The sequence below is a fragment of the Desulfosarcina variabilis str. Montpellier genome (assembly GCF_048565275.1).
Lineage (GTDB): Bacteria > Desulfobacterota > Desulfobacteria > Desulfobacterales > Desulfosarcinaceae > Desulfosarcina > Desulfosarcina variabilis.
The window spans coordinates 6,020,672-6,034,187 of record NZ_CP159846.1 but is presented as its reverse complement, the minus strand read 5'-3'; the positions used below and the strand labels follow the sequence as shown (position 1 = coordinate 6,034,187).

At 52.3% G+C, this 13,516-nt stretch carries 9 protein-coding genes; 5 read left to right on the top strand and 4 right to left on the bottom strand.

Features of this window, described 5'->3' with window-relative positions:
* Window positions 1-144 precede the first annotated feature (144 nt).
* The 5 genes from Dvar_RS27140 (at window position 145) to Dvar_RS27120 (ending at window position 6,827) form a co-directional block, all read left to right on the top strand.
* Window positions 145-1,689 carry an HD domain-containing phosphohydrolase gene (locus Dvar_RS27140; protein WP_419656262.1) on the top strand — a complete coding sequence of 515 codons (1,545 nt, stop codon included), beginning with the start codon at window positions 145-147 and terminating at the stop codon, window positions 1,687-1,689.
* Between the two features lie 369 nt (window positions 1,690-2,058).
* Window positions 2,059-2,940, top strand: a complete 882-nt coding sequence (locus tag Dvar_RS27135; protein ID WP_419656261.1) for a hypothetical protein — start codon at window positions 2,059-2,061, stop codon at window positions 2,938-2,940.
* Window positions 2,941-2,942: 2 nt separating this feature from the next.
* Window positions 2,943-4,937, top strand: coding sequence for a transglycosylase domain-containing protein (locus tag Dvar_RS27130; RefSeq protein ID WP_419656260.1), 1,995 nt, complete (start codon window positions 2,943-2,945; stop codon window positions 4,935-4,937).
* Between the two features lies 1 nt (window position 4,938).
* Window positions 4,939-6,405 carry an SPOR domain-containing protein gene (locus Dvar_RS27125; protein WP_419656259.1) on the top strand — a complete coding sequence of 489 codons (1,467 nt, stop codon included), beginning with the start codon at window positions 4,939-4,941 and terminating at the stop codon, window positions 6,403-6,405.
* A gap of 233 nt (window positions 6,406-6,638) precedes the next feature.
* Window positions 6,639-6,827: a hypothetical protein gene (locus Dvar_RS27120; protein ID WP_419656258.1), complete on the top strand. Its 189-nt coding sequence runs from the start codon at window positions 6,639-6,641 to the stop codon at window positions 6,825-6,827.
* A gap of 322 nt (window positions 6,828-7,149) precedes the next feature.
* Here the strand turns inward: Dvar_RS27120 and Dvar_RS27115 are convergent, their stop codons facing one another.
* The 4 genes from Dvar_RS27115 to Dvar_RS27100 form a co-directional block, all read right to left on the bottom strand.
* Window positions 7,150-8,796 (bottom strand): fatty acid--CoA ligase, encoded by a 1,647-nt coding sequence (locus Dvar_RS27115; protein WP_419656257.1) that lies wholly within the window; start codon window positions 8,794-8,796, stop codon window positions 7,150-7,152.
* A gap of 216 nt (window positions 8,797-9,012) precedes the next feature.
* Window positions 9,013-9,681 carry a response regulator transcription factor gene (locus Dvar_RS27110; protein WP_419656256.1) on the bottom strand — a complete coding sequence of 223 codons (669 nt, stop codon included), beginning with the start codon at window positions 9,679-9,681 and terminating at the stop codon, window positions 9,013-9,015.
* 327 nt (window positions 9,682-10,008) lie between these two features.
* Window positions 10,009-11,967, bottom strand: coding sequence for a methyl-accepting chemotaxis protein (locus Dvar_RS27105; RefSeq protein WP_419656255.1), 1,959 nt, complete (start codon window positions 11,965-11,967; stop codon window positions 10,009-10,011).
* A 304-nt stretch (window positions 11,968-12,271) separates the two neighbouring features.
* Window positions 12,272-13,411 carry a PAS domain S-box protein gene (locus Dvar_RS27100; RefSeq protein WP_419656254.1) on the bottom strand — a complete coding sequence of 380 codons (1,140 nt, stop codon included), beginning with the start codon at window positions 13,409-13,411 and terminating at the stop codon, window positions 12,272-12,274.
* Window positions 13,412-13,516 lie beyond the last annotated feature (105 nt).

Below are 13,516 nucleotides of genomic sequence, written 5' to 3'. Positions count from 1 at the left end.
GCCAAAAACATTATCTTAAACACTATAGTTTGAATCTGAGCTGCCGATATCAGACTCGTAGCCGGCATGATTGGCATTCGCGGCAAGCGATCGGAAAAGAGCGTCAGTGATTTGATCCCATCAACCCAAAGCAATATCGATCGGATGACAGAAACAAATAAAGAAACGCTTTTGTTTGTTGATGACGAAGAAAGCATCTTGGAGGTTGCTTCCGAGTACTTCAAAGCAAAAGGCTACAATATTCTTACTGCCGAGAACGGGCGGATTGCGGCGGATATCATTGCCAACCGCAAAATCGATTGTTGTTTTACCGATATCAACATGCCGGAAATGGACGGGCTCGAACTGGCCGAACACATCCGTTTGGTGGATAACACCATCCCCGTGATCATCATGACCGGCTATCCCTCCCTGGACAATACCATTCGTACGCTAAAAAATGGTGTTGTCGACTTCCTGATCAAACCCGTCAATCTCAACCAACTAGAACTCTGCGTCAAGCGGGTGTTGCGGGAACGGCAGCTGTTCATCAAAAACATTTTTTTGACCAAGGAAGTCGAGGGCAAGCAGCGTATTGAAACGCTCAATCGGGAACTGACCTACAAAGTCAAGGAACTCAATACGCTCAATCGCATCATGACCGATTTTACCGCGATCGGTTCCAGTTTCGATTTGTTCAAGCGGGTCGTGGACCTTTCCACTGAACTGACCCACGCTGATGAGGCCAGCTTTTATGTGATCAACGAATCCATACAAAGACCGGTGCAGGTGGCTCGGGCGGTTGCCGGGAACGGCGAGATGTCGTTGGTGACGAATGCCGATAGACCCAATATGGATATCAGTCCACTGATATTGGAAAACAGTGAAGAAAACAAACCGCTTTTGATTCACAATAACAGTGACCTGCTGAGCCTGCCCAAGGATATCCGGTCATTGATGCTGGTTCCACTGAATATCCGCAGTAAGGTATTTGGTGTTCTGGCCGTATCTGTTCTAAACGGGGATACCCGGTTTTCAGAAAAAGATCTGTACTACATGTCTTTTATGACCAACAAGGCCGCCTATGCCATCGAAAACATCGCCCTTTATGAAAATATTTACGAAAACCTGTTTGCAACACTGTACGCTTTTGTAAAGGCCATTGAAGCCCGTGATCCATATACCGAGCAGCACTCCAACCGCGTGACCCGCATCGCCATCGCATTGTGCGAGGCCATGGGCGGCAGCCAAGAAGAACAGGATATCTTGAATGTTGCCGGTCAACTTCATGACATCGGAAAAATTGGCATCCGGGACGATATTTTACTCAAACCCGGGCGCTTGACCCCAGAGGAATTTCGCATCATCAAAGAACATCCTGTGATTGGTGCCAATATCGTTGAGCGGCTGGGGTTGTGGGACCGGGAAAAAAACATTATCAAATGTCACCATGAACGCATAGACGGCAAGGGATATCCCGATGGCTTGGCCGGTGAGGATATCCCCATGCTGGCCCGCATCCTTTCTGTGGCCGATGTATATGATGCCATTGCCTCGGATCGCGCCTACCGGATGAAAATGGAGGAGTCCAAGATCCTTCAAATCATGTACGGCGGTTCCGGCACCCAATTCGATCCCGATGTCATCAAGGTCTTCAAATCGCTTTACGAGAAAGGACACCTCAAGGATATTTTGGCGTCCAATTCATGATTCCGGTTGCCATAAATCCTTTTTTGCCTTCACTTTAAAGCCCTTCTAAACACGCTGATGCACCGCCGACAGGTGGTTGACCCGTTGTGTCCATTTTGCGATGGCATCCCAACCATTTTGAGCTGCATGGCGGCAGGCCTTACCACCTTAACACCATCAATCCCCATCATCGATCAAGATCCCTTGGCTTTGTGCGGATGTGCCCCACAATTTCCCACCCTTTATCATTTTCGCTGAATGGTGTAAAAAACGAATGATTGATCAATGTTGTCCCTGATTAACTAAATTGCTGTAAGGCGTACCATTTAAGGGTAATCCAAAAGGGGCCGTATGATAATCTGCTCGGAACCACGGGATATAAAAGCATGGATGCTGAAAGGATTCAGTTTGCGCGGGGTGGTTTTATTGCTCATCATCCTTTCCATCGCCATTTCCGAGATCCGCTTCAGTTGGTTGGAGATTCTTGTGGGGCGTTATCTTGTGGTTACCAACAGCCACCGACCTGAATCGGGTAATGTATGGGAGCAGGGCCGCTTGAAACAGGTCGCCACCCAAACCTTGGAACAAATGGCAACCAAAAAACTGACCGCTCAACGCGAAGCGCGCGAGGCGACGTCACTGAATCAGTTGATCGAAAGTCTGGCGACTTCCCAGGGCGCCATGATTTCCGCCGATCAATTTAAGAAGCTTTACAGCAAGATTCCAAATAGTGTCGCACGCAGTATTTTCTCGCCTATTTTGATGCTGCGCATCAGTGCCGAAAAAAACTGGGAACGGGTTTACCTTGAGCGGGAAGATGCCCAAGTGGGTATTTACCTGTTGGACCACGGCAACAACGTGCTGACGTTTACCACATTGGCCGACAATCAGATTCGTGCCACCGCCAATAACTCCCCGGTAATGACGGGGACATTGGACAATCAACCCCAATTTGCCGGCCGTATTTACCCGGCCGATCGCTTCTTTATGGCCTTGAGCTCACTTCCAACCGATGTGCAGCAGGCCGCACTGCCTCAGCCGGAGACCATTCTGTCTGCCGACGGCAATCCCACACGAGTGGGGATCAGTGATGAAGTCCAAGCGGATACAATTCGAATGGCCATTGAAATAGAGACCGCTGAAGGGGTGCAAATCCTGTTTGCCAATGGTCAGGAATGGGCGGTCTGGAAGGTGCGCCAACTGCTCGAGCCGCGGCTGTTAAAGTCCACTCGAAAAAAGAGACGTTGGCCGGATTTTAGAGGAGAACACTAGTTGTGACGCCCATTTTGCGCGTTTTTCGAACTGCCAGCGCGTTGATCTACCTGGGTGCAATCGTCGCCGCGTTTGCAGCCATGGGGATGTTTGCACTATTTCTGGTGGCCGTGAAGGATTTGCCCCAGGTGCCCGAGCCCATCGGTCGCATCAATGATACCCCATCAACGGAAATTTTCAGTGACGACGGCCTGCGCATTTTAACCATTGGGGGGCGAGAGACCGTGGCCCTGGAAGATGTCTCCTACGGCTTCATTCAGGCCATTCTGGCCACCGAGGATCACCATTTTTGGGAGCATCGCGGAATCAACAAGTTGCGCACTATTAAGGCGTTGTGGATCACCCTCTTTGAAAAGGGCCGGGTTCAGGGTGCCTCAACCATTACCCAGCAATTGGCCAAAAACCTGTTTTTCAGTTTCGAGCAGACGTACATGCGAAAGTTTAGGGAGTTTTTGGTGGCGATACAGATCGAGGCTCAGTTTCCCAAACAGGAAATTTTGGAGGCCTACATCAATCAAATTCCCTTTGGCGTCGGTGCCTATGGCATCAGCCAGGCCTCGCGGACGTTTTTCGGAAAATCGGCCGGTGAGCTGAATCTGGCTGAAGCGTCCCTTTTGGCGGGCCTGCCCAAGTCGCCGACGCACTACAATCCGTTCCGATACCTGGACCGTGCACGGCACCGCCAATCGGTGGTACTCCAGCGCATGGTCGATACCGGTGTGATCAGCCAGCAGGAAGCCGACGAGGCAAAAGCCGCGCCGCTCAAACTGCGCGGCCATGCCCGGGCACTGCGGGTGGACAGCTACTTTCTGGACGCGGTGATGAAATCCCTGGAACAGATGTATGGACCTGAAGTGGTTTACCACGGGGGGTTGCGGGTCTACACGACCCTGGATGTGGGGTTGCAGAAACTGGCTGAAAAAGCCCTTCAGGAAGGAATTGCCGAACTTGAAGCCCAAATGGACATTGAGGACCAGGCGCCCGATAGCGCTTCGGAAAATGACAATGGACTTCAGGGCGCCCTGGTTACCATGGATGTCAAGACCGGAGCGGTCAAGGCGGTGGTGGGCGGACGCGATTATTTTCAGACGCCCTACAACCGGGCCCTGAAAAACAACCGTCAACCCGGATCCGGGTTCAAGCCATTTCTTTACTATAGCGCGTTTGAAGGCCTGAACAAAACACCGGCCGACGTTGTCGTTGACAAGCCGGTCGTGATTTCCGTAGTGGGCAGCCCGCCCTGGAAGCCGCGCAACTTCGAGCGCACTTTTCAAGGGCCGATGGTGATCAAAAAGGCCTTTATCGACTCGGTCAACACGGTGGCGGCGCAACTGGTCGACGCCATTGGCCCTGAAAAGGTGATTCAGACCGCCAGACGCTGCGGCATTACCAGTCCTTTGAATCCGGTTCACTCGGTGGCCTTGGGTACGTTTGGCGTCAGTCCCCTGGAGATGGCTGCCGCCTACGCCACCTTTGCCTCGGGTGGTGTGCGCCATCCTCCGTTTCTGATTCGCCGGGTGGAGGATGTCAATGGACAGGTATTGAAGGAGCACATCATTACCGGTGAGCGGGTCCTCAACGAGTCGACGACCTATCAACTGGTGGATATGATGGCCGGCGTGATCGAGTCCGGTACGGGCAAGATCATCCGGCGTCTGGGCTTTACCATGCCGGCTGCTGGTAAAACCGGTACCACCAATGGCTACCATGACGCTTGGTTTACCGGCTTTACACCCAATCTGAGCACCTCCGTATGGGTGGGTTTTGACCGGGGACACGGCATGCGTGACAAACAAGGCCGCGGGATCACCGGTGGCCGCGGCGCGGCACCGATCTGGGGCAAGTACATGAAAAAGGCTACTCAGGGCGAACCGGCACGCAGCTTTACCATGCCGGCCGACATTTACATTAAAGAAGTCAATCCGGAGAACGGATCCTGGGCCGGATTCTGGACCGAAGATCCGATTTCCGTGGCACTTCGCAAAGGACGCTCTTGATATGGAACTGGCGTTCAAACACCTGGCTGTACGGATGTGGGCATCACTGATGCTAGGCGGGCTGACGGCACTGGTGATCCTGCCCCTGCTTGCCAGCACCTTTGGCCCCGGGTTAATGATCGGTCCCGCCTTTTTTTTCATTCTTATCTTTTACTGGTTGCTCGGCATCGTGTTTGCCACCATCGGGCGTCGGCGGTTGAACCGCCTGAGCGATGAGGCGACCGTTTGGGCACGTGCCGGTATGGCGCGGGAAGCCCGGCAGGCGCTAGCCCGGGCTGAAGCCACGTTAAACAGTTATTACTTTTCTCCGTTTTCCAGAAAAGCACCGGCCACCCAACTGCTCGCTCAACTGGCCCGGTTCCAGCTTTCGCAATCGCATTCTGAACCATCATCCGATGCGGTTATCGCCACTTATTTGCGCCATTTTCCCCGTGACCGGGAGGCCGCCATAAAGTGGCTGGAAAGAATTTTAAAAGGCCGATCCACCACCCGACAGTCATATGATATCGCTGCCGATATCAGTGCGAACCATGCTGAGGATATGACCATCCAGCGGATGCTGGCCCAGTTTTATCTTGTCCAGGGGTGTTGTGATTTTGCTGCGCTGAAAACCTTTCGGCAACTGGTGGACAGCCAGGATTCCCTGCCGGACGAGCTGCTAAGCCACATGACCGATCTTTTTCTTGCTGAGCAGCGGGCGGATAACCTTGCCCTTGAGGTCTATTTAAGGGCCCATGAACAGGGACGGACCGATTCCCGACTGCTGGAGGGGATCGCCGCCTGCTGCTATCTGGTCCATTCCACGCCGTTGATGATGCCCCTTTTGGAAAAGGCCGAATCGATTCTCTCTGATACGGAACCAACCAAAAGACAGGAAATGGCATTGCGATTTTCGCCCGAAATCGCAGAAGGGAAAACATTCTCATCACGTTCCAAGAAGCGGATGTCGGGGCTTTTTATCGGCCCCCTGCTGTACAAGGCGCTGGCCGGAACGTTTTTGACCATTGGCAACGTCTTTTCGGCGATCCTTGCCGGGGCGGGCCACGTAAAAACGATGCTGCTGTCCAGCCAGGTCAGGACGGCCATTAAATGGACGGTCATGGGACTGTTCAGTGTTGGCGTGGGATGGCTGGCGGTCAGTACCGGCCTGCATTTGGCCCAAAATTTGAGTCCGGTGGAAAAAAAGGCGCCGGATCCGGTGGTGACGCCGGTAAGCGATCCCTTTACCCTGCAGGTGGCGGCCTACTTGAAAGAAGACGATGCCCGCAGCCACGTGGATCAACTAAAAAAGCAGGGCCTGGATGCCTATTGGACCAGGGACAAGGGAAATAACAGGACCTGGTTTAAAGTGCGCATTTCGCATTATAAGACCAAGGACGAGGCCAGGTCCATGGGAGAGACGCTTAAAAACCGCCATCTTATCAGTGACTATTATGTGGCCAATTATAAACGGCCTGAAGGACCCTGACAAATTCCCAATGTTGTATAGCATCCAAGATGATTTTTTTGAGCTTCGTTATCGGTCGTCGCAGTATTGATTGTACGGCCTCCTCCCTCTGGCCTTGCCAAAAACATTATCTTAAACACTATCGCATTGGGGCAAGGCCCGTCCAAAAATAGGTTGTCACCCTGTTGGAAAGTGTTTAGACTGCTTTCATTTGGGACCAAGATCGATTTTCGTACCCAGGAGAGGAGAAGACCATGGAAAAACAGGATGTGATTAAAATTGCCGAGGGGCTGCGGCTTATCGAAGAAGGTGTGGAAACCATCCAGGGGGTGATGAAAGAGAAGAAAATCAAATCCCTGAAAGAGGTGGCGGCCGAGTTGATTCCATTTTTCAAAAAGGATGATGACTCGCTTACCGATTCCATTATCCACCACCTTGAATAGCATCGGCCATTTGGCCTGCTTGGCGACTTTCTACAGCGCTGCACATGCCAGGCGGCATCCAGCCACAAGGATAAAACGGCCGGGGGCATGAATTGCACCCCGGCCATGATTGGGGGTGGGATGGATTGCCGGGCACTACCCGTTAAGAGCCTGTTTGGTAAATCCGTCTAAGGCCCGCTAACGGCGTTGGAAAGTGGCTCAAAATGCTCACATATTACATATATGCTCCGCTTTCGAGCCACTTTCCGCCTTGTTATCGGGCCTGATCCAGACTTCCAAAACAGGCTCTAAAAGCCTGCTTGATAAATCCGTTTTTATTGGTTTATTGATAGTCCAAACGCAACTGCTTCTTATTGATTTTGCCCACACTGGTTTTTGCGATTGTTTCGACAACTTCCACGCGGTCCGGTATACCATATTTGGGGATTACCCCATCGTCGGCAAACTTGGCAAAAAAGGCCTTGAGTTCATCGGGGGTGATCGTGTCCGCTACTTCCGGCTTGAGCACTACCAACGCTAATGGGCGTTCGACCCATTTGGGATCTGGAATGCCGATGACGGCAGCCTCACTGACCGCCGGGTGACGGCTGATGATATCCTCCAGTTCCAGCGATGAAATCCATTCCCCGCCTGTCTTGATCACGTCCTTAACCCGATCGGTGATCTGAAGGTAGCCTTCCGGGTCAATGAATCCGATATCACCGGTGTGCAGCCATCCGCCTTCCCACAATGCCTCGCTTTTTTCCCCATCGCCGACATATCCTTGTGTCAGCCACGGGGTGCGTACAACCACTTCGCCAACGGATTGCCCGTCGTGGGGCACGGGGTCGCCGTTGGGATCCACCACCTCCAGAAGTACGTTGGGGATTGGCAGTCCGGTTCGGCAGCGTACTTCAATCTGTCGATCCGCATCCCAGGTGAACATGTGCGACTTCAAATTGGCCATGGTCAACAAGGGGCAGGTTTCACTCATGCCGTATGCTGAGTAGATGTTGATGCCATTTTCCAGCGCTGTCTTGCAAAGGCCCCGGGGAAGTGCGCTACCGCCGATGAGGACTTTCCAGTTGGACAAATCAAGCTGTTTGATGATCGGGTTATTGACCAGCATGTGAATAATGGTGGGGACACAATGAGAAAACGTAACCTTATGGTCGACGATCAGCTTGAGCAGGACGTCGGGTTCGTATTTTCCCGGATAAACCTGCTTGTTGCCCAGCATGGTACAAACGTAGGGGATTCCCCAGGCATGCACGTGGAACATGGGCGTCATGGGCATGTATACGTCACCGGAATTGATGCCGGCCTGGGATTCGAATGCACATAAAGCGGACATCATCCCATAAGTGTGCAGCACAATCTGGCGATGGCTGAAGTACACCCCTTTAGGCAATCCGGTGGTGCCGGTCGTGTAGAACGTTGTGGCCATGGCATTTTCGTCAAAATCCGGAAATGTGAAGGTGGACGCTGACGCCGCCAGTATCTTCTCGTATTCTCCGTCCAGGTGTACCGGCGTATCCGGAAGGGTGCCGTCATCGGAAAGCAGAATGATTTTTTTCACGGTTTTCATCTGATCCTGTACGGCTGCCAGAAGCGGCAGGAATTCTTTGTTGACCAGGATGACGTCGTCCTCGGCATGGTTGATGGTATAGATCAGTTGCTCGGGTGAGAGACGGATGTTGATGGTATGCAGTACAGCACCCATCATGGGCACGGCAAAAAAACATTCCAGATAACGATGGCTGTCCCAGTCCATCATGGCCACCGTGTCTCCCTGCTTGACGCCCAGTGCGGTCAATGCATTGGCCAATCGTTTGACGCGCCGGTCAAGCTCAACATAGGTATATTTCATCTTGTCGCGGTAGATAATCTCCCGGTCCGGATAGTAAATCAAGGGGTTGCGCAGGATGTTCTTGATCAGCAGGGGAAATCCGTAGGCTGACGGGGTTTGGGGAATGAGTCTGACAGTCATGGCATACCTCCTTAAAAAGATAATCGCATAATGGGGACATTGAGAGAAAAACAGACCACTGTCAGGAACCATACTACTGATCCAAATCCCGATAAATCGGTCGCGGGCGGTTTTTGGGTGAAGAAAACAGATGAGGCGCTTGTAGGTCAACTGCCTACAACAGGAAAAATGGCAAATCAAAACATTATGTTAAGGCCCTGGAGGAATTCTAATTAGCTATTCATTTTCAATGGGATTGAACGGGTTTTGTTCCAGCCATAATACCGCGCGGCGTACCAGGTCGGCCGAGGTGGCCACACAGAGTTTTTCCTTGATGCGGTCCCGGTAAGTACCGATGGTTTTTATGCTCAACCCTAACCGCGAAGCGATATCACGGGCTGAAAGGCCAGCCCCCAAAAGACGGAAAACCTCCAACTCGCGGTCGGTGAGGGTGTTTTCTATGGGCGCTGCGACCATGTCCGGTCGTTTTTGGAAGCGCCCCAGCAAACAGGTGGCGGCGGCATCGCTCAGGTGAATGTGTCCCTTGAGAATTGCCCGGATGGCATGAATCACCGATTCTGAAACCGCTTTTTTCATGATGTAACCCCGGGCACCGGCGCGGATGGCCCGTTCGGCCCATACCGATTCATCGTGCATGGAGAGCACTAGGGTCGGAACCGGCCGATCACTGCCTGAAATTTCCCGTACCAGGTTCAGGCCGTTATCACCGTCCAAGCTGATGTCAACGATGACCATGTCCGGGGACGAATCCGAAAGGGCGGCGCGCGCCATGGAAAGGTTCTCGGCCACGCCGCATACGGTGAGTCCGGGTTCCTGATTGATCAAGGCCTGCATGCCCATGCGAAAGATGGGATGATCGTCCACGATTAGAATACGCGTATCCATCGATGTGCTCATGTCCTAATTTATTGCTTATTTCCGAAGGTCTGTCTGAGCAATTCAAAACGCCAGTTCAGACGATAGTTTGACACGGCTTATGGACAAAGTCCAGACCCAGTCTGAATGAGACAAGGCCCATACACGCCGACACGATTGCTTTGGTCATTTCTGGATGGGCACGATTGAGTTGCCGGGTTAAAAAGAGGCGATAGATGCACGGTTCTACTTCAACGCCATGTTCAACGGCTTTAGGATCAACTGGAGGGCCTGAAACAAAAAAAAGCCCCTGCGCCAGTTGCAGGAGCCTTTTTTGAAAAACATTTTGATTTGCTGTTACACTTTGAATTTTCCCACCATTTCGTTGATTTTGCCAGCTAGGTCGGACAGGTTGTCGGAGCTTTTTTTGACTTGTGAACTGCTGTTGGTGATTTCATTGGAGAACTGATTGACTTCGGATATTTCCTGGGTAATGGATGCGGTTGCTTCCGAACTCTGGGCCACGTTGACATTGACCTCCTGAATTCCTGACGACGCCTGGGCGATGTTTCCGGAGATTTCCTTCGTGGTCACCGACTGCTCTTCCACCGCGGTGGCAATGGTGCTGACGATCTCATCGACACTTCCTATAATATTTGAAATTTCACCAATGTCGGTAACCGTTTCCTGGGTCGCGCCCTGCACCTCTTCGATCTGTTTCTTGATTTCCATGGTGGCTTCCGAGGTTTGTTTGGCCAGCTCTTTGATTTCATTGGCCACCACGGCAAACCCTTTCCCCGCCTCACCGGCACGGGCCGCTTCGATGGTCGCGTTCAAAGCCAGCAAATTGGTCTGTTCGGATATTTCCGTGATCACTTCAGTCACCTTGCCGATCGCCTGGGCGGCGTTGCCCAGTGCGTCGACCTTTTTGGATGTTCCCTGAGCTCTGGATACGGCTTTACCCGTGATGCCACGTGCCTTCTCTGAGTTTTGGGCGATTTCGGCCACACTGGCGGTCATTTGCTCTGTGGCCGAGGCCACCATATTCAAGTTGGTGGCGGCCTGTTCCATGGCTGCGGCCACTGAACTGACATTGGTGCTCATCTCTTCGGCAGCGGTGGCCACGGATTCGGATTTTCCCAAGGCCTCATCGGCATCCGAGGACATTTGCTGGGATATGGCGGCCAGTTCGGATGAGGCATTGGACAGGGTGGCGGCATTGCCTGCGATATCTTTGATCATGGTTTGCAGGTTCTGCAAAAAGGTGTTGAACCAGGTCGCCATTTCTCCCATCTCGTCTTTGGAAGCCACCTCCAGCCGCTGGGTCAGGTCGCCCTCACCCTGAGCGATGTCCTTTAAGCGATCCACCGCCTTGTTGATGGGCTTGGTCGTTTTTCCGACAAGCAAAAGAATGACGAACACGGCGGCAACAACGACGACCAAAGCCACGCTGATGTTGACAGTCGCCAGGCTTTTGATCGGCCTCAACAGATCGGCGTTGTCGGCCCCGGCTCCAACAGTCCAGCTCACGAGGCTGTCTTTCTTGAAGGCCACGGTCTTGACAACCCCTTTCCACTCATACTCCTTGACCCCGGAGCCCATGGCCACCATCTCCTTGCCGAAAGACAGGTCGTTCAGGTTCAGATTCAGGACCAGTTTCTTATCCTTGGGGTGGGCGATGACCAAACCACGTTGATCATAAATGTAGGCATAGCCCCGCTCCCCGATCTTGACGGTATCCACGAATTTATCGCTAAAGGACCCCAGGTCGATGACACCGAAAAAAATTCCGCCGATCCGGCCCTGATCCATGATGGGGCTGGCAATGACAAATACCGGCTTGCCGGTAACCTTGCTGGCAACAACATCTGAAACGGCAAGCTCGCCTTTCATGGCTGCCTGGAAATAGTCACGTTCCTTGACACTGACCTTGCCAATGATCTTCGTATTGGGGCTGGCAATAATAACGCCGTCGGTTCCGGCAATATCGATGGATTCATAATACCGGTACTCATTTTTCATTGCAGACAGCCATTGGCTGGCTGTTTTGCGGGCCGCCTTTCCAACAACAGAGCCTTTGGTCGCTTTCCGGAAGAGTTCCTGTTTGCTCCAGTTCTTGATATCCAGTTTACGGTCCTGAATCCATGAAACCATCATTTCCGAAGTGGAATTGGCGATGTGCTGAACATCCGTGACAATGGCGTCTTTCAATGCATTGCGGGCTTTGACATAGGAAATCACGGACGATATCCCCATGCCCAGCACGATCAACGCCACCATCGGGACCATAAACTTGTTTTTCAAATTCCATTTCATGGGTTTTCCCTTATTTTAATTTTGTGGTTCAGGGTTAAATATATTCGGCTCGGATCACAGATACGGATTGGCATTATCCATATCGTCTACCCTATCGGCATGAATTCAAGCTCACTTTACCTTGTACGTATAGAAAACAGAATTTGGAGGAAAACCATGGCGGGATGATAATAATGCTTGGGTGGATTTATCGGATAATACCAGGCCGATAAAAGCAATTAAATCAATGGATAAGAATTGATTGATGATTTATCAGGCGGGGTCTGATCACTCACGATTGGCTAACGTGCAATCGTTGATTCGCTCAACTGTTTTTACTGGGCTTCTTCTCAAAGGCGTGTTCCGGCAGGCGGCCGCAAAGGGCTACACAGGTACCCTTTTCGTTACCATCAATACTCAGCAATGCCCCCATGGCCCGGGCGCGAAATGCCATGGTGTGCAGTCCCAGCCCGCCTTGTCCGGCGGGCGCATGAGGGGCGGGCTGCCAACAACCGTTATCGTGGACATTTACGCTAAAACGATTTTTCTCAACACTCACATTGATGGTGATGGCCGTTGGCCCCCCGTGACGCGCGGCATTATACATCGCCTCATGGACAATATAAAAAAGATGGGTGGCGGCTGTGTGGCCCAGCCGTTCCACGGCCGGATCAAAGACCAATTCAACGGGAATGCCGAAAATCTGTTCGATTTCGGTGGCCAGGGATTCCAGCGCTGTTTCCAGTCCGTCTTCCACAACATGTACAGGGTAGAGTCCCTGGGATAGGCGACGGGTTTTTTCGATGGCCTCGCTGATCAGGGTGCGGATGGTCTCCACTTCCTTGAATATTTCCGGTGAGCATTGGGCCACCTTTGTTTGAAGTACCTTGCTGAGCAGTTCAACACCGCTTAAATGGGACCCCAGATCATCGTGCAGGTCCCTTCCGATGCGCCTGCGTTCACGCTCTCCTGCGGCGATGATTTCACGTTCCAGGCGTCGGGTATCGGTGACATCCATCATGGAGGCGATACTTTGGGCCGTGCCGGGGACCATGTCGATGGTAATGGCCACTTCACGCGTGCCTTGGGTGCGGGACAGAATCCTGAATTCATAGTTTCGCGGAGCCGCGTTGGGGGCCTGGCGGCGCATCCGGTGATACTGTTTCATGCGCGGCAGATCGTCCCGATGGATGAACGTGGTCCAATGAATGCGACCTTCGATCGCTTCAGGAGATAGGCCTATCAGCCGTGCGAATCCGTCATTGATGGCCGATATGGTAAAGTCCTCATCGATGAGAATCGTCGCCGTTCCGGTATTTTCAAAAATGGTTTCATATAAGGCCATGGCATTTTTAAGGGCCACGGCCCGGTGTTGCCATCGGTTGCGTGACAACTTGAGTGCCTCGGCTTTTCTGGATAAACGCCGACCGTGAAAATGAAAACGGAAATGACGATAATGCAGCATGAATAGTCGCTGCTCCAATGCAAATAAACGGGGCAATGAACGGCTGTTGACGAATCCGTCAACATTAAGTGGATTGATGGTTGGCTGTCAAGAAAAAGCTAAGTT